The following is a 17221-nucleotide window of genomic DNA, read 5'->3' on the forward strand; positions in this document are numbered from 1 at the left end:
TGTTCTGCATTCAGACCCGCGTGTCCTGCGTTCAGACCCGCGTGTCCTGCGTTCAGACGCGCGTGTCCTGCGTTCGCGTCGACGTGTTGCGGGTTCCGGGAGCCGTAGTCTGCTGACCACCGCCCCTCACGGGTGCGCCGTCGTCGCCACCGGTCCCGCCGGGACGCCCGCGCGACGACGAAGCGCTGCGATCACGGCCGCGCGAACCTACCGTCGAAAAGGGACCGTCCCCCCGCCGCAGGTGAAGGTACTGGTGGAGGTGCCACCGTGACCACGCACTCGGTAACGCCCCCGACCGAGGTGACCCCGACGCGGATCTCCCGCGACGAGCCGCCACCGCGCAAGGGCGGGCTGCGCATGCTCAGCCTCGCGCGCACGACGGACCACAAGGTCATCGGCATGATGTACATGGCCACGTCGCTGGCCTTCTTCATGGCCGGCGGGTTGATGGCCCTGCTCATGCGCGGCGAGCTGGCGCGGCCCGGACAGCAGTTCCTGTCGCCGGAGCAGTACAACCAGCTGTTCACGATGCACGGCACGGTCATGCTGCTGCTCTACGCGACGCCGGTGGTGTTCGCGTTCGCGAACCTGGTGCTGCCGCTGCAGATCGGTTCGCCCGACGTGGCGTTCCCGCGGCTGAACGCGTTCTCGTACTGGCTGTTCCTGTTCGGCGGGCTGATCGTGCTGAGTTCGCTCATCACGCCCGCGGGGTCCGCCGACTTCGGCTGGACGGCCTACGCGCCGTTGTCGCGCGCCCAGTTCTCCGTCGGCGTCGGCGGCGATCTGTGGATCATGGGACTGGTCGTGTCCGGCCTCGGCACGATCCTCGGCGCGGTCAACATGATCACGACGATCGTCTGCCTGCGCGGACCGGGCATGACGATGTGGCGGATGCCGATCTTCACCTGGAACATCCTGTTCACCAGCGTCCTGGTGCTCGCGGCGTTCCCGATCCTGACCGCGGCGCTGCTCGGCCTGTACGCCGACCGCATGCTCGGCGCGCACGTGTTCGACCCCGCCAACGGTGGCGCGATCCTGTACCAGCACCTGTTCTGGTTCTTCGGCCATCCCGAGGTGTACATCGTGGCGCTGCCGTTCTTCGGCATCGTCACCGAGATCATCCCGGTGTTCAGCAGGAAGCCCCTGTTCGGCTACCGGCTGATGGTGCTGGCGACGATCGGCATCACGGCGCTGTCGTTCGCCGTGTGGGCACACCACATGTTCGCCACCGGCGCGGTGCTGCTGCCGTTCTTCTCGCTGCTCACGTTCGCGATCGCGGTGCCGACGGGAGTGAAGTTCTTCAACTGGATCGGCACTCTGTGGAAGGGCCGCATCACGTTCGAGTCGCCGATGCTGTGGTCGCTGGGCTTCATGGTGACGTTCCTGCTCGGCGGGCTGACCGGGGTGCTGCTCGCCGCGCCGCCGATCGACTTCCACGTGCACGACAGCTACTTCGTCGTCGCCCACTTCCACTACGTCCTGTTCGGCACGATCGTGTTCGCGACGTTCGCCGGCATCTACTTCTGGTTCCCGAAGTTCACCGGCAAGATGATGAACGAACCGCTGGCCAAGCTGCATTTCTGGCTGACGTTCGTCGGCTTCCACACGACGTTCCTCGTGCAGCACTGGCTCGGGTCGGAGGGCATGCCGCGCCGCTACGTCGACTACCTGCCCAGCGACGGCTTCACCGCGCTCAACACCGTGTCGACCATCGGCGCGTTCATCCTCGGCGCGTCGATGCTGCCGTTCGTGTGGAATCTGATGCGGAGCTGGCGGTTCGGCGACCCCGTCGAAGCCGACGACCCGTGGGGCCACGGCAACTCCCTCGAATGGGCGACCACGTGTCCGCCGCCGCGGCACAACTTCCACGAGCTGCCGCGCATCCGCTCCGAACGGCCGGCGTTCGAGCTGCACTACCCGCACATGCTGGAACGCATCCACGGCGAGGGCCACATCACGTTCACCGGCAAGGTCAAACCCCACGACTCCACGCCGAAACCGGCGTCGAAGCAGACCACGGACGCGGCTGGGTCCGCGGATCCGGACTCAGCAGGACCGGACACCGAGCGGCCCTGACCGAGCCGGCTGCCGACGTCGCGGGCTGTGGCATAGCCGCGGGCCGTGGTCGCGAGCTGTGGTCGCGGGCTGTGGTCGCGGGCTGTGGTCGCGAGCTGTGGTCGCGGGCCGTGGTCGCGAGCTGTGGTCGCGGGAAGTGGCCGGGGCGAACTCGCCCACGATCGCGCGCGAACGGGCGTGTCAGACTCGGGGCGTGAGTGGACGGCTGCAGCGTGACAGGGACGAGGAAGGCAGGGCGCGGAACGCGCGCCCGCGCGACGGCCTCGGCAGGCCGTTGCCGTACGGAGCGGCGGGTGTCGAGCGAGCGCCGGAGGGTGTGGAACGCACCCCGGAGGCGACGGTCACCGAAGCACAGGAGCTGCTCGACGACGGCAAACCGTTCCACGCGCACGAGGTGTTCGAAGACGCCTGGAAGTCGGGGCCGGATGCCGAACGCGGATTGTGGCGCGGACTGGCGCAGCTGGCGGTCGGACTGACGCACGCGGCGCGTGGCAACTTCACCGGCGCGGCCTCGCTGCTCACGCGCGGCGCCGAGTCGATCGAACCGTTCACGAGCGAGGCGCCGCACGGCATCGACATCGCAGGACTGTGCGAGTGGGCGACGACCCTCGCCTCCGGCATGCCGGCTCGCACCGAACCGCCCGACGCGTCGACGATCGCCCCGCGCCTGCGCCCGTGACCGTTGCGCCCCTCGGGCCGCGTGTTGCGGATTCCGGGGCCCGTGTTGCAGATCCCAGGGCCCGTGTTGCAGATTCCGGGGCCCGTGTTTGCAGATCCCGGGGGCCGTGTTGCGCCGCGTCACGCCAATAGGCGGCGGCGCAGGGCCATGAGGTCGGCGTCGTCGGCACCGCCGGCATGCAGCACACCCTCGACATCGAGGCCGGCATGCACGTCGAGGAACGCCTCCCGCGGCGTGGTGCCGTGACGGGCGAGCAGGTCGAGGATCTTCGGCTCGTCGCCCGGTCTGCCGAGCTGCGCCCACAGCGGACGGAGCCGTTCGCGGCTGAGTTCGTAGTCGTCGGCGATCGCGGCACCGGGCACGCCGACGAGGCTGAGCAGGATCAGTACCAGCAGGCCGGTGCGATCGCGTCCGCTCGCGCAATGCACCAGGACGCCGCCCGGCCGGGCGGCCGCCACGGCGCGCACCGCGGTGACGACGAGGTCCGGACGCCTGTCGACCAGCTCGCGGTAGCACAGGGGCGTGGCGTGCAGCCCGGTTTCGGCGTAGTAGGCCCAGAAGTCGTCGCCGACCGGGTCGAGCGGTGCGTGCACCACATCGATCCCGCTCGGCACGACGACGTCGGCGCGTTCGTCGTCGTTGCGCAGGTCGACGACGGTCCGCACCCCGTGTTCCCGCACCGCCTGCCACCCGGCCTCGGTCAACAGCCGCGGTTCCTCCGACCGGACGACCGCACCCCACGTGATCATGCCGCCGTCAGCCGTCGGCAGGCCGCCGAGGTCACGTGCGTTGTAACTGCCTTCCCATCCCACATGTCGTTCCATGCGGAGTGGACGCGTCGCGTCCGGCCCTCGTTGCGCGGCGGGAGTGCCCAGTACGCGAACCACGCGCCAAGCTCACCGGAGCGCCGAGCGGGCGACAGGCGACGCAACGCGGCCCCCGAACCCGCAACACGGCCCCCGGAGGGCGCAACACGGCTTCACACTCACGGCTGGGGTGCGGTCGCGGCGGTCGCATCCGCACCCCAGCCTGCCGAGCCTCCCAATCTGCCCAGCCGCCGCGGCCTGACCGGCCGCCACGGTTCGCGGGGTGTCAGGCCGCCGGGGCCATCCCGTGCGGGTCGATGACGAACTTGCGGGCCACGCCGCTGTCGAACTCCTGGTACCCCTGCGGCGCCTCGTCGAGCGAGATCGTGGTGGCGTTGACGGCCTTGGCGATGTCGGCCTTGCCGCTGAGGATCATGTTCATCAGCTTCCGGTTGTACTGCTTGACCGGGCACTGGCCGGTGGTCATCGAGTGGGACTTGGCCCATCCCAGCCCGATCCGCACGCCGAGCTGGCCGACCTTGGCGTTCTCGTCGGGAGCGCCGGGGTCGCCGGTGACGTACAGGCCGGGGATACCGAGCGATGCGCCCGCCCTCGCGATACCCATCACGTCGTTGAGCACGGTCGCGGGCTGTTCACCGGCGTCCTTGCCGTGTCCGCGCGCTTCGAAGCCGACGGCGTCGACGGCCGCGTCCACCTCGGGTTCACCGACGATCTGCTCGATCATGTCCGCCAACGGCGCGTCGTTGCGCAGGTCGACCGTTTCACATCCGAAACTCCGCGCCTGTCCGAGCCGCTCCGGGATCATGTCGCCGACGATCACCGCCGACGCCCCGAGCAGTTGTGCGGCGTGTGCGGCCGCCAGTCCGACGGGTCCCGCACCAGCCACGTAGACGGTCGAGCCGGTGCTGACCCCGGCAGTGTACGCACCGTGGTATCCGGTGGGGAAAATGTCGGACAGCATCGTCAGGTCGCGGATTTTCTCCAACGCCTGGTCCCGATCCGGGAATTTGAGCAGGTTGAAATCGGCGAACGGCACCATGACATATTCGGCCTGACCGCCGATCCAGCCGCCCATGTCGACGTATCCGTAGGCCGCGCCGGGGCGTGCGGGATTGACGTTGAGGCAGATCCCGGTCTTTCCCTCGTTGCACATCCGGCACCGGCCGCACGCGATGTTGAACGGCACCGAGCAGATGTCACCCTGGTTGACGAACAGGACGTCCTCGCCGGCTTCCACGACCTCGCCGGTGATTTCGTGGCCGAGACTCTGGCCGACGGGCGCGGTCGTGCGCCCTCGCACCATGTGCTGATCGCTGCCACAGATGTTCGTCGTGACGATCTTCAGAATAGCCGCGTGCGGCGCTTTCTTCTTGATTCCGAGCCCTTCGACAACGTCGCCGGGCAATTCCAGTTTCGGGTAATCGATCGATTCCACCGCGACTTCACCGGGCGACTTGTAAACGACAACGCGATTGTCCGGCATTTGCGAACCCCTTTGTCTGCTGGCCGGTTGGATGCGTATCCACGCATACGTCAACGTAGTAGCGCGGCACGGTGAACACCATTCGGCGAACGACCACTCGGCGATCGCCACGCCGGCCACGCCGCCGCACGGGCGCGACCGGCCTGCACGAACGCAGGACACGCGGGTCCGAACGCAGAACACGCGCGAGGGCACAGTCGCGCGCCAGCGCTTCAGTGAGGGGCGGCCGGGCGACGGGCGGGCGCAGGAGACGCGCGCACGACTGGAGGACCCGCGGGCCACGAGGTCACAGGTTCGTGCCGCGCACCGCGCGCCAGGTGAATCCTCCCGAGAGGCCGAGCAGCGCCGCGGTCACGAGGAACACCGACCCGGCGCCCGCCACTCCTGCGATGCCACCCGCGCCGAGCGGCACGAGCACCTGCCCGAGGCGGTTCCCGGTGAGCCGCAGCGACAGCGCCGAGGCGCGGCTGCGCTCGGTCACCAGGCTCACCACCCAGCTCATCGTGAGTGGCTGCCCCACGCCCCAGAGGAACCCGACGACCACCAGGAACACACCGATCACGACCGGGTTCGGGATCACCGGGATCAGCGCCATAGGAGCGGCCGAACACAGCGTCGCGGCCAACAGCATCCACCGCCGCGGCACCACGCGCAGCAGTGCGGGCAGGAAGGTGCGCGCGACGATCGCGGAGCCGGTACGCAGCATCAGCAGCACGGTCACGGTCAGCACACCGAAGCCGTACTGGTGGCCGAGCACGGGCAGGAACGCGGCGAGCACGTCCATCGACGTCAGTACGACGAGGCTGCTGAACATCGCGGGGCGCATACCCGGTGTGGCGAGCATGGAGGGCACCGACTGGGCGGCGCCGTGCTGTTCGGCGCGTGCCCGCTGTGCTCCCACGACGGGCATCAGCAGCGCCGACGGCACCGCGAGCGCGGCCAGCACCGCGAGGGCCAGCAGCCCCGCCGTGGTCGACACTCCGCCGGAGTCGCTGCTCGCCGAGGTCACGAGGCCCGCGACGGGCAGTCCGGCCGTCTGGCCGATCGACGTGGCGAGCGCCCAGCCCGCGAAGCGGCGGTCGATGTCGCGGGCGTCCGACAGCAGCGGGATGAATCCCTGCCCCGCGACCGTGACGAGGATCTGTGCGAACCCGAGGAGGATGTTGCCGGCCGCGAGCACGACGAGGTCGGTGCTGAGGGCCAGCACGAGCAACGCCGCGACGGTCGCGGCCACCCCGGCCCGCAGCACGCCGGCGGGATGGCCGTTGTCGACCGCCCTGCCGACCGGCACCGCGACGACGAGCGGCAGCAGCGCGAACAGGGCCGTGATCACCCCGAGCGCCGTGCCGTCGCCGCCGAGCTCGAGCACGCGGTAGGACACCAGCATGCGCGCGGCGTTGTAGGCGGCCTGCGTCAGCAGCGTGCCCGCCCACAGGTGCGGATACCAGCGCGCGGTGCGACCCGACTCCCCCGGCACCGCGGCGGTCACGCTGCCGTCTCGGGCACCGCGTTCCCTGACGTCGCACGCCGGGAGGCCGTCGCCCTGGACGTCACACCCCGGGACACCGCACCTCGGGACGCCGCACCCCGGGACGCCGCACCCCGGGACGCCGCCGCGCGGGACACCGCTGACACGGACACCGCCACCCGGCACACCACGGCCCCGGGCTCGCCGCGGTGCGACGGGACCGTCCTGGACGCCGCCGTCCGGTCGGTGCCTGCCTGGCCTGCGTCGGCCACCCGCTCGGCGTCACCGGCCCGATCGATTCCCCGTGTCATCGAGGCCCCCTGCTCATGATCGTGTCGACCCCTGGCGGCCTCAGTATGCGGCGGCGCCCTCCCCGGCTGCGGTGGGGAGGGCGCCGCCGACGGGTCAGCTGACCGATTCGAGGAACGCGTCCCTCGCGTCGGAGGCCGTGTGCTGCGGCCACAGCGCGTGCAGCGGGACGTGGGCAGGGGGCGCCAGTTCCAGCACCCGCACGCCACCGCCCGCGGCGGGTCCCGGTGCCGCGGTGACGAACGCGACACCGTCGGTACCGGTCACGGCGGTGACGGGCGGTGTGCCCTGCACCGGGTTCCGGCGCGTGTGCGGCTCGAATCCCGCGCCACGGCACAGGCCGATGAGCAGGTCCGTGTATCCGGAACGTCCCGGTTCGCCCCAGACGATGATCTCCTGGTCGGCGAGCTCGGAGAGCTGAACCTGGGTGCGGCAGGCCAGCGGGTGCCCTTCGGCCACGGCAACGTGGAGCCGCTGCCGCACCACGAGCGTGCGGGCCAGGCCGCGCGCGGGTGGCATCGCGCGGCACAACCCGAGGTCCAGCTCCCCGGAGAGCAACTCGCGGGTCAGCTCGTCCGGGTACCGCTGGTTGACGCGCGTGTCGCTGCCCGCGGCCGGCAACAGCGCGGTCACCTCGTCACCGGTGACGGCGGGCGTGTGCCCGATGCGCAGCGTCTCGCGCTCGCCGCGGCCGATGCGGCGTGCCCGCTGCACGGCCGACCGCGCGACGCCGTGCAGCACGCGCGCGTCGGCCAGCAGCGCTTCCCCCGCGGGCAACAGCGTCACGCCGGCGGAACCGCGTGCCAACAGGTCGACGCCCACTTGGCGCTCCAGCGCACGGACCGAAGTGGACAGTGCCTGCTGCGACATGTGCAGCCGTGCGGCCGCTCGCGTGAAGCTGCCCTCCTCGGCCACGGCGACGAGGTGGTCGAGCTTGTACAGGTCCAGACCCACGCGTCAGCCTTTCGCAGCGATCAGCGGGTGGTGTAGCCACCGTTCGGGAACATCGTCTGACCAGTGAACCACCAGCCGTCGGTGGCCAGGAACAGGATGATCGGCACGATGTCCTCGATCTGGGTGAGCTGGTTGCCCATCGCCTGCGACTTGTGGAACTCGACCCGCTCGGGCGTCTCCTGCGGGTAGAAGAACGGCGTGTCCATCGGACCGGGCGCTACGACGTTGACCGAGATGCCGCGGTCGGCGAACTCCTTGGCAGCGGCGCGGGTGAAGTGTTCCAGCGGCGCCTTGCCGCCCGCATAGGTGGAGTAGCCGTCGGTGAACGCGGCGAGCAGCGACGTCCCGAGGCTGATGATCTTGCCGTTGTCGCTGAGCCTGCGGCCCGCCTCCTGGATGAAGAAGTACGCCGCCTTGGAGTTGACGGCGAACATGCGGTCGTACTCCTCCTCGGTGGTCTCCAGGATCGGCTTGCGCAGGACCATGCCCGTGGTGTTGACGGCCACGTCGACCCGCCCGAAGCGGTCGACCGCGGCGTCGAACACGGCGCGCACGTCGGCGACGCGCGTGAGGTCGCCCTGCGCGGTCACGGCTTCGCCGCCCGCCGCCGTGACCTCGTCGACGGTCTTCTCGGCGTCGGATGCGGACGCGTCGCTGTGGTAGTGGACGACCACCTTCGCGCCCAGCTGCCCGAGCCGCCTGGCGAGCAGCCCTCCCAGGTTCTTCGCGCCGCCTCCGAGTACGACGACCTTGTCGCGCAGGTCCGTTTCGGCCATGGTGTGACTCCCTCGTATCGGTTTCGCCGTTGTGACGTCACCGACGCTAGGAGCGCCGCGACGACGAGGGGAAACACGCGATTCGCGTGGGGCCACAAGCGGCGCGGATACCCGGCGGCTCACCTGCGGTTCTCCCGGCGGTTCTCCCGGCGAGGACCGCCGCGCGTGTCCTCAAGCGGGCCTTCAGCCTCCGCGGGGCGACTGCGGCGGCACGGCGGCGAACACCTCGGTGGCCGGGCCGGGGTCGGGATCACCGCCGGCCCCTTCGGCCGACGCCGCACGCAGCCTCAGGTCGGCGAGCGTCGCGCTCGGCCCGATCGTCTGCACGCACGGCGCCGCGGGCGCGGTCGTCACCGTGTAGCTGCCGGGAGCGACGGCGCCGAACCGGTAGCGGCCGCCGTCGTCGGTCACGGTCGAGCTGACGACGGCGCCGTCGGCACCGCGCAACAGCAGCCGTACGCCGGACAACGGCCAGCCACCGGACGTGACGACCCCGGTGAGGGCTCCGCGCAGCTCCAGTTCCAGGTCCGCGTCGGTGACCGGGCCTTCGTTGAGCGCCACGACCGTCGCGACGGGATCGGCCAGGGGCGCCGCGGCGACCAGCGTGATCTGCGGGGCGTCGACGCCCGCGAGGTAGTAGCCACCGTCCTCTCCGGACACGGTGCTGGCGATGACCTCGCCCGCCGCACCGATGGCGGTGACGGTGGCGCCGGGAATCGGCCTGCCGGCGATACGTTCCCGCACCGTGCCGCCGATACCGGACGTCGGTTCGAGCGTGATGTCGAGACGCGACGGCATCGGCCCCGGCGGCACGACCGTCGCCTGTGGACGGTAACCGGCACGCGCGAACACCAGTACGTAACTGCCGGGTTCGAGCCCGGACACGTGGAACACGCCGCTCGCGTCCGTGGTGGCCCGCGCGCACTGCGAGCCGGTGCGGTCGGTGACGGTCACCGTGACCTCGGGCAGCGGACGCTGCCCGCCCTGCACGACGCCGGACAGCACCGTCGTCGGCTGCTGTCCGCCCAATGCTCTCGCGCGCATGCCGCGGAGCCCGCTGATGCTGCCGAAGTCTCGGACCATGCCGTCGGCACCGGCCGCGGGCTCGGACTCGCCGGAGAGGCCGCTGCCGCCGAGGTCTTCGCGTTCACCGGCGTCACCACGCTCGTCGAAGAGTCCGAGGTCGGCGAGAGTGCCGGACTCCACGGCGTGGTCGTCGGATTCGCCGCCACGGGTGCTCGACTCGTCGTGCACACCGGTGCCGTTCACGCTCGCCCCGTTGTTGCCGGCCCCGTAGCCACCCGATCCGTTGATGCCGCTCCCGTTAATGCCGACGGTGCCCGCACCGAACCCGTTCGATGGCGGTTCCTCCTGCGGCCACTGCGGGTATTCGCCTCGCGCGCTCACCGGGGAGCCCTCCTCGGGAACGCGGGCAACGCGATGTCGTGCCGCTGATCGCCCGCACGGACGACGACCTCCTCGTGCACCGCGGGATGCTCCACGGCGACGAGAGTGAGCGGTTCGGCGGGCAGGCCGTCGAGTACGTATGAGCCGTCCTCACTCACGGTGCTGCCCGTCACGGCGCCGTCGCGGCGGTACGCGGTGACGGTGGTGACGGCGGGCAGTGTCTGTCCACCGTGGGGCGGCTGCCCGGCGTGGGGTGCGGCGGCCTCGGCGTGGAGTACGCGGCCGCGAACCGTGCGGGCCGGCGGCTGTGCGTGGCCAGGCGCGGGGCCCGCCTGCGATTGAGGGACGGGGGCGGGCTCGCCGGCGGCGTGGAGGTCGGGAGCCGTGGCGGGCCGGAAGGCCGTGGGGACATCGCGGCTCGCTTCGGCGGGCGTCGCATCCGGCGGAGTGTCCGCCTGCCGTGACTCGGCCGCGGCGGAGCGCCGCTTCCACAACCTCACACGTTCCTCCACAGGTCGTCCCGACTTCCGGCCGCACACCGACCCGGACACACGGTGACGCCGGGCGGTGACGGGCCCGGACACCCGTACCCGGGTTTGCAACATGCAGCGATTCCACCGGATGAGTGACGCGAGTACCGGTATTTACCACCCTTGCGACAGCTAAAGCAACTGTTTGACACGGGACGCGCACGCTCCGGAGGCGGCGCACACCGGGGTGGCGATGTGAGCTTTCCTCTGCTGATCCCGCCGCCACCTGGGCCGACGGCGAATTCTCACCGAACCGACACCGATCCGACACGGGCGCGTGACACGCGAGCACGTCGCGCTACACACAGTCGACCGGCGGAATTCGGACACCGGATACTCACCCACAGGGGGCACGTCTACGGCAGTCACGTCACGATTCGTAACGAACCCCGCTGACCTGGCGTAACGTGTCGGAGATGGCGTTCGTGCCGGGCACGGACGTCGGCGCGGTGCGCGCCCGAAAGGGAGAAACGCGGGAACCTCGGTGAGGGGGTCACGGGTGACGACGTCGGACAACGCCGCCGGGAAAACGGTGCAGCCGCCCGCCACGGGATCGACTCGCGAGATCATTCTCGCCACGGCGGAGCGGCTGTTCGCCGAGCAGGGCGTCTACAACGTGTCGAACCGGCAGATCAGTGAAGCCGCGGGCCAGGGAAACAACGCGGCCGTCCACTACCACTTCGGCACGAAGCACGACCTGATCACTGCGCTGGTCGAACGGCACCAGGATGCGCTCGCCCGCCGCCGCGCTTACCACGTCGCGCAGGTCGGCGACGACCCGAAGCTGCGGGACTGGGTGGCGTGCGTCGTACTGCCGGTGACCGACCACCTCGCGGAGCTGGGCAGGCCGACGTGGTTCGCGCGGTTCAACGCCCAGCTGGTGACCGATCCGATGCTGCATCCGATCCTGGACCGGCGGTTCCGTGCGGATCCGGCCATGGCGACGGCGGTGCAGGAGCTGCACCGGTGCGTGGCGCACCTGCCTCCGGAGGTATGTGCCGAGCGTTCCGACATCACGAAGCACCTGATGATGCACATGGTCGCCGACCGGGAACGCGCCCTGGCGAAGGGAACACCGACACCGCGCGATACCTGGTCCGACGCCGCAACGGGGCTCGTCGACGCGATCGTCGGGGTCTGGCAGGCGCCCGTGAGCTGACCTGCGCGGGGTTGTCCGCAAGGTCCGTGCCCCCGTTCCGGTCGCAGGTTCGACCGGAACGGGGGCCGTCACATCCAGTTGACGCCGTCGCGTTCGTATTCGCTGATGCGGTGGACGATCATGCGGCGCAGCAGGTCCTCGGGGATGTCCTGCGTGTGGCCGATCTTGACGGAACCCTTGCCGGGGTTGAAGTCGCCGAGTTCGGCGTCGAACGCCTCGCGCGTGCTGGGGGTGAAGACGACGCTGATGTGCTTGGCGTAGCCGCCGAGCATGAACAGGATCGTGCCGGAGGCGTGAATCCACGCGGGTTCGCCCCACTTGACGGCTTCGGTCGTGCCGGGGGCCGCCTCCCGAGCAAGCTCCCGCACCGTCTCGAGGCGTTGCCGCACCACCGGGTCGAACCTGTCGAGGTACTCGTCGACGCTCTGCGCGCGTGCCATGGACCGACTGTAGCCCCCATCAGCCGTTACGGGGGCTACAGCCGAACGCCGGGCACGGCCCCGGAGTCGCGGGCCGCGGGTGGTCACGGCCCGCGCCGCTCGTGGCGACGTCGCCGGAGCGCCCGTTCAGCCGCCGGCAGCGGCGGCGACCAGGCCGCCGTCGATGACCAGGTCCTGCCCGTTGATGTAGGACGCCGCCGGGGAGGCGAGGAAGGTGACCGCGGCGGCGACGTCGTCGGCGGTGCCGAGGCGACCGGCGGCGATCGAACCGACCACGGCCGCGTGCGCGTCGACGTCGACGTTCTCGTGGAACATCGGCGTTTCGATGTAGCCGGGGCTCACCGAGTTGACCCGGATGCCCTTCGGACCCAGTTCGGCCGCGAGCGTGTGCGCCAGGTTGTGCACGGCTGCCTTGGTGGCCGCGTAGAGCGACCCACCGGCCATACCGCGGTGCAGCGTCCAGGACGCGTTGATCACGACCGAGGCATGTTCGGACAGCAGTGGCAGTGCCTTCTGGATGGTGAAGAACATGCCTTTGAAGTTGATGTCCACCGTGCGGTCGAAGTCGGCCTCGGTGATGTCCTGATTCGGCTGGAACGAGGCCACGCCTGCGTTGGCGAAGAGCACGTCCAGTCGGCCGTACCGGTTCCGGATCTCGGCGATCAGCTCGTCGAGGTCGGCGAGGTCGGACACGTCACCGCGCACGCCGAGCACGCGGTCGCCTCCGCCGAGCTCGGCGACCGCGGCGTCCAACCGGGTCCGGTCTCGTCCGGTGATGATCACCCGGGCCCCCTCCCCGAGTAGTTGCCGCGCCGTGGCGAGGCCCATGCCGCTCGTGCCGCCGGTGACGAGTGCGACCGTGCCGTCGAATCGTTCGGTGCTGTGTGTCGCGGTGCTGTGGTGTGCCGGGGTGCTGTGTGTCGCGGTGCTGTGTGTCATGGCTTCGAGTTTTCGCGCAGGGAAACGGGGCAACCAGTGCGCATTCAACGTGGGACCGGCAACACCACCCTCGGCGGATCAGGCCGGCGCGGGTGATCGCGTCAGCCGCGCCAGCGGCTCGTCGGTTCCGCTGCCGGGCCGCGGGTTGTACAACTCCAGGTACCACGCCGGCTGGTCGGCGACCACGAGCGTCGTCGTGTCGAAGATCAGGTCACCGACCTCGGGGTGGTGCACCGCCTTCACCGCCTGCACCGGCGCACCCACTTCGTGCCGGGCCCACAACTCGGCGAATTCTGGGCTGGTGGCGCCGAGTTCGTCGACCACCCGTCCGAAGTCCGGGTCGTCGGGGAAATGCGCGGCGTCGGCGCGGAAGGCGGCGACCACCGCCGGAGCCACGGATTCCCAGTGCGCGTGCATGCTGCGGTACCGCGCGTTGCTGAAGAACGAGACGAGGCAGTTGTGGTCGGTGTCGTCGTAGCCGAACACGGTCCGCGTCGCATCGTTGATGGCGAGCAGGTTCCAGGCGCGGTCCCGCAGGATGGCCGGCCGCGGCGACCACGTGTCGAGCAGGTTCCGCAGTTCCGTGGTGACCCCGGAATCGCGCGCCCTGGCGGTGTCGGCAGGTGGGTTGAGCCCGGCCAGCAGGTAGAGGTGTGCGCGTTCGGGTTCGGTCAGGCGCAGCGCCCGGCTGACCGCGTCGAGCACCTCGGCAGAGACGTTGATGTCACGGCCCTGTTCGAGCCACGTGTACCAGGACACCCCGACTCCGGCGAGCGAAGCGACCTCCTCGCGCCGCAACCCGGGTGTCCGGCGCCTGCCCGCCGTCGCGATGCCGACGTCATCGGGCGTGAGCCGTGCCCGGCAGGTACGGAGGAAGTCGCGGAGCTGTTCCCGGCGGCCGGCAGGAGATGCGCTGGTCATGAGGCACGGTAACAACGCGGGTCCACGACAAGGCCCGCGTCGCGGAGGGTCGTGATGTGGATCGCCCCGTGACAGCGGCATTCAGGGTCATGCGGCATCGACCGTTCCGCTCCGAAACGCCCCGCCTCGACCCGGTCGGTGGTGTCAGCCGAGAAGCATCCCGCCGTCGACGACGACCGACTGCCCGGTCATGTAGTCCGCGTCGGCGGAAGCGAGGTAGGACACGACACCGGCCACGTCCTCCGGGCGTTGAACGCGTCCGAGCGGGATCTCGGGGACTGCGCCGGCGATGACGTCGCCCGGCTCGCCGCCCTGCAACGCGACCATCTCGCGGTCGAGGTCGTCCCACATGCTCGTGTGCACCAGGCCGGGCGAGTAGGCGTTGACGACGATTCCGTGCTCGGCCCATTCGAGCGCGGCGGCCTGCGTCAGCGCGCGTACGGCGAACTTGGATGCCGAGTAGTGGCCGACCAGCGCCGAGCTCTGGTGCGCGGCCACCGAGGCCGCTCCGATGATCTTGCCGCCGTGTCCCTGCCGGATCAGCTGGCGGGCCGCTGCCTGGTAGGACACGAGCGCGCCGCGCGCGTTGACCGACATCACGCGGTCCCATTCCGCCGTCGACAGCTCCAGCAGCGGCACCGCGCTGACGATTCCGGCGTTGGCCACCATCACGTCCAGGTCGCCGAGAGCGTCGACGGTCGTCTCCACCAGACGTGCCATGTCGGCCTCGTCGGTCACATCCGCAGCGAGCGCATGCGAGAGCACACCGCGGGCGGCGAGTTCACCGGCAAGTTCGTCGAGTTGCGGTTGCGTCGACGCGAGGTCGCTGACCGCGACGCGGAAGCCGTCGTCGGCCAGCCGCCGCGCGACGGCTCGTCCAATGCCTCCGGCCGCGCCGGTCACGATGGCCACCCGGGTGTCGTTCATGCCTGCCTCCACTCCGTCTTGCTCTGTTGGGCGGGCATCACGCTAAAGTCTCACATCAGTGTGAGGGTCAAGTGACGAAAGCAGCGACGAAGGCAGTGACGATGCGGATCGGTGAACTCTCCCGGCGGACCGGCGTCAGCATCCGGCTGCTGCGCTACTACGAGGAGCAGGGACTGCTCTCACCCGAGCGAGGGGCGAACGGCTACCGGAACTTCCGCGACAGCGACGTCGGTGCGGTGCGCCAGATACGCACGCTGCTGGCCGCCGGGCTGCCGACGCACACGATCGCCTGGCTCCTGCCGTGTGTGCGCGACGAAGGCGAACGCCTCGTGCTGTGCACCGAGATGGCCGAGGACCTCAGAGGCGAACGCGCTCGCATCGACCGTCAGATCGAGACCCTCATGGCCTCTCGCGAACTCCTGGACGACGTCATCTCCGCCGCACACGACTGAGAAGACGGCGGCGGCGCCGTCGCTGTTGCGGTGCGGCGCTGTCCCGCCCGTCGTCACGCACCGCGGGGTGAACCCGTCACTCGTCGACACCGCGCGCTCCGGAGCAGCCGACGACAGCTTCGAGCGGGCGCGCCGGGCCCGACATCGTGACCATGCTGACCTTGCTCGCTCCCCCTGTGCCGCGAGGGGGCACGCATGCCGGATGATCATCGCCGGGTTTCTCCGAACGTTCCACGTCCCGCCGAAAGGTTCCGATGAGCACGCGCACCCGCACCAAAGCCCTCGTGACCGCCGTCGTCGCGGTGTTGGCCGCGGGCGGCTACTACCTGTCCGGCGACCTCGACCTCAACGGCGACGACGTTGGCGACGCCGCCGCGACGGGGACGGCGGACCTGTCCGAACTGACGGTCACGCCGGAAGACACGGGTGCCCACTACGACCGCGACGACTGGCCTCATTGGAGCTCGGTCGGCGACGGTTGTGACGCTCGAGACGCCGCCCTGCGCAACCAGGGCCGCAGCATCGACGTCGGCGACGACTGCGACATTTCCGGGGAATGGACCAGTATCTACGACGGCGAAACCGTCACCGATCCGTCCGAACTGGACATCGACCACTGGGTGCCGCTCGCCGAGGTGGCCCGTTCCGGTGCCCGTGACTGGTCCGAGCAGCAACGTGAGGAGTACGCGAACGACCCCGACGTCCTGGTGCCCGTGACCGCCTCGTCGAACCGGTCGAAGGGCGACCAGGACCCGGCGACGTGGTTGCCGGACGAGGACCGCTGCGGCTATGTGACCAAATGGGTGCAGATCAAGCAGCGCTACGAACTCACGGTCGACAGGGCCGAAGCCGAAGCGATCCGAGGAGTTCTGGCCCGCTGCGAGTGACGTCGGCCGTGGCACCCGGTGGCCCGGGGGCCGAGGTGGCCACCGGGAGAGGTCCGAAACCGGGGAGGACCCTATCGCTCCGTAACCGGTCGATCACACGGTTTCGGCGGGAATCTCCAGGTAGACGTCCCGGAGCTGCTGCAGCATCTTGTGCTCGGTCGGCCACTCCGTCGCGTCGATGGCGGCCACGGGCCGGATGCCGGTCGCGGCGTTGGTCGCGAAGGCCGCGTCCATCGACGGCAGGTCGGCGAGCGTCAGCGGCTCGGTCGAGATGGGCTCATCGAGTACCTGGTTGATCAGCGCCATCGTCGTACCGGGCAACCACTCGGATCGCGGCCAGATGACCCGGCCGTCACGGATGAACCCGACGTTCGAGGTCGCCATCTCCGAGATACTGCCGTCCGGGTTCAGGAACAGAACGTCGTCGTATCCTTCGCGCTGCGCTTGGCGCCGCTGGTGCATCGCGCCGAACAGGCCGACGTGCTTCACCGCGGGCAACTCGCGCCGGTAGGACGCTGCTCGCAGGCGCCACGGCGCCGGCTCGGCCAACGACGCCTCACGCGTGGTCACGAGCACCTGCGGCTGCGCTTCCTCGCCGATCGTTCCCAGGCCCATCTCGGGGTCGTAGATCGTGACGCGAACGGTCACCGGCTGGTCGAGGCCCTGCAGCGCGTACCGGACGTACTCGCGCACCCGCTCGGTGTCGAGTTCGGCGCCGAAGAGCGTCCGGCAGTCCCGCGTCAACCGTTGCAGGTGCAGCGAGAGTCCGCGCACGCTGCCGTCGTCGACGAGCATCGACGTGAAGTGTCCGTAGTTGGTGAGCGCGAGGGCTTTGACCTGCTCAATCGTTGCGGGGACGCCGTTCAGTTCCATGCCTACAGACTCCCACCGGCGCGTCAGCACCTTGCGATCGCCGGGCACGGTGAGGTGTTCGGTGAGACCTCAGTGGGGCGCGGCCCGACAGAACACCCTCACGCAGGCTCAAAG

At 70.1% G+C, this 17221-nt stretch carries 17 protein-coding genes; 5 read left to right on the forward strand and 12 right to left on the reverse strand.

Translation table 11 applies throughout. The features are described from left to right. The first annotated feature begins 315 nt into the window (after nucleotides 1–315). The gene (ctaD, locus tag FB384_RS05540) at nucleotides 316–2076 is read left to right on the forward strand and encodes an aa3-type cytochrome oxidase subunit I (RefSeq protein WP_443687892.1); all 1761 of its coding nucleotides are present in this window, start codon (nucleotides 316–318) and stop codon (nucleotides 2074–2076) included. 193 nt (nucleotides 2077–2269) lie between these two features. Next, the gene (locus FB384_RS05545; RefSeq protein ID WP_258937971.1) at nucleotides 2270–2755 is read left to right on the forward strand and encodes a DUF309 domain-containing protein; all 486 of its coding nucleotides are present in this window, start codon (nucleotides 2270–2272) and stop codon (nucleotides 2753–2755) included. A 119-nt stretch (nucleotides 2756–2874) separates the two neighbouring features. Here the strand turns inward: FB384_RS05545 and FB384_RS05550 are convergent, their stop codons facing one another. From FB384_RS05550 to FB384_RS05580, 7 genes are all read right to left on the reverse strand, one after another. Then, nucleotides 2875–3579: a tyrosine-protein phosphatase gene (locus FB384_RS05550; RefSeq protein WP_183779760.1), complete on the reverse strand. Its 705-nt coding sequence runs from the start codon at nucleotides 3577–3579 to the stop codon at nucleotides 2875–2877. Between the two features lie 268 nt (nucleotides 3580–3847). Next, a complete protein-coding gene (gene fdhA / locus FB384_RS05555; protein WP_183779763.1) occupies nucleotides 3848–5065 on the reverse strand; it encodes a formaldehyde dehydrogenase, glutathione-independent in 1218 nt (405 codons plus the stop codon). Nucleotides 5066–5351: 286 nt separating this feature from the next. Then, on the reverse strand, nucleotides 5352–6554 hold the full coding sequence (locus tag FB384_RS05560) for an MFS transporter (RefSeq protein WP_221212650.1): 1203 nt from the start codon (nucleotides 6552–6554) through the stop codon (nucleotides 5352–5354). 384 nt (nucleotides 6555–6938) lie between these two features. Next, complete coding sequence (locus tag FB384_RS05565; RefSeq protein ID WP_183779768.1) at nucleotides 6939–7796, reverse strand: LysR family transcriptional regulator; 858 nt, start codon at nucleotides 7794–7796, stop codon at nucleotides 6939–6941. 20 nt (nucleotides 7797–7816) lie between these two features. Beyond that, on the reverse strand, nucleotides 7817–8572 hold the full coding sequence (locus FB384_RS05570; protein WP_183779771.1) for an SDR family oxidoreductase: 756 nt from the start codon (nucleotides 8570–8572) through the stop codon (nucleotides 7817–7819). Nucleotides 8573–8755: 183 nt separating this feature from the next. After that, nucleotides 8756–9979, reverse strand: a complete 1224-nt coding sequence (locus tag FB384_RS05575) for an MSCRAMM family protein (RefSeq protein ID WP_183779774.1) — start codon at nucleotides 9977–9979, stop codon at nucleotides 8756–8758. Next, on the reverse strand, nucleotides 9976–10479 hold the full coding sequence (locus FB384_RS05580) for a carboxypeptidase-like regulatory domain-containing protein (RefSeq protein WP_183779778.1): 504 nt from the start codon (nucleotides 10477–10479) through the stop codon (nucleotides 9976–9978). Before FB384_RS05580 ends, FB384_RS05575 begins: the two co-directional genes overlap by 4 nt. A 529-nt stretch (nucleotides 10480–11008) precedes the next feature. Here FB384_RS05580 and FB384_RS05585 point away from each other — a divergent pair. Beyond that, nucleotides 11009–11668 (forward strand): TetR/AcrR family transcriptional regulator, encoded by a 660-nt coding sequence (locus FB384_RS05585; protein ID WP_323985127.1) that lies wholly within the window; start codon nucleotides 11009–11011, stop codon nucleotides 11666–11668. 68 nt (nucleotides 11669–11736) lie between these two features. Here the strand turns inward: FB384_RS05585 and FB384_RS05590 are convergent, their stop codons facing one another. From FB384_RS05590 to FB384_RS05605, 4 genes are all read right to left on the reverse strand, one after another. Further along, nucleotides 11737–12108 carry an iron chaperone gene (locus tag FB384_RS05590; RefSeq protein ID WP_183779781.1) on the reverse strand — a complete coding sequence of 124 codons (372 nt, stop codon included), beginning with the start codon at nucleotides 12106–12108 and terminating at the stop codon, nucleotides 11737–11739. 126 nt (nucleotides 12109–12234) lie between these two features. After that, nucleotides 12235–13047 carry a glucose 1-dehydrogenase gene (locus FB384_RS05595; protein ID WP_183779784.1) on the reverse strand — a complete coding sequence of 271 codons (813 nt, stop codon included), beginning with the start codon at nucleotides 13045–13047 and terminating at the stop codon, nucleotides 12235–12237. A 78-nt stretch (nucleotides 13048–13125) separates the two neighbouring features. Continuing rightward, a complete protein-coding gene (locus FB384_RS05600) occupies nucleotides 13126–13968 on the reverse strand; it encodes a helix-turn-helix transcriptional regulator (RefSeq protein WP_183779787.1) in 843 nt (280 codons plus the stop codon). Nucleotides 13969–14112: 144 nt separating this feature from the next. Next, nucleotides 14113–14895, reverse strand: coding sequence for an SDR family oxidoreductase (locus FB384_RS05605; protein ID WP_183779789.1), 783 nt, complete (start codon nucleotides 14893–14895; stop codon nucleotides 14113–14115). 101 nt (nucleotides 14896–14996) lie between these two features. Between FB384_RS05605 and FB384_RS05610 the strand changes: the two genes are divergently transcribed. Together FB384_RS05610 and FB384_RS05615 are read left to right on the forward strand one after the other, a co-directional pair. Further along, nucleotides 14997–15347: a MerR family transcriptional regulator gene (locus tag FB384_RS05610; protein ID WP_183785024.1), complete on the forward strand. Its 351-nt coding sequence runs from the start codon at nucleotides 14997–14999 to the stop codon at nucleotides 15345–15347. Nucleotides 15348–15601: 254 nt separating this feature from the next. Further along, nucleotides 15602–16234 (forward strand): HNH endonuclease family protein, encoded by a 633-nt coding sequence (locus tag FB384_RS05615; protein WP_183779792.1) that lies wholly within the window; start codon nucleotides 15602–15604, stop codon nucleotides 16232–16234. A 93-nt stretch (nucleotides 16235–16327) separates the two neighbouring features. Here the strand turns inward: FB384_RS05615 and FB384_RS05620 are convergent, their stop codons facing one another. Next, on the reverse strand, nucleotides 16328–17107 hold the full coding sequence (locus tag FB384_RS05620) for an aminotransferase class IV family protein (protein ID WP_183779795.1): 780 nt from the start codon (nucleotides 17105–17107) through the stop codon (nucleotides 16328–16330). Nucleotides 17108–17221: the final 114 nt, after the last annotated feature.

The sequence above is a fragment of the Prauserella sediminis genome, assembly GCF_014195435.1.
Lineage (GTDB): Bacteria > Actinomycetota > Actinomycetes > Mycobacteriales > Pseudonocardiaceae > Prauserella > Prauserella salsuginis.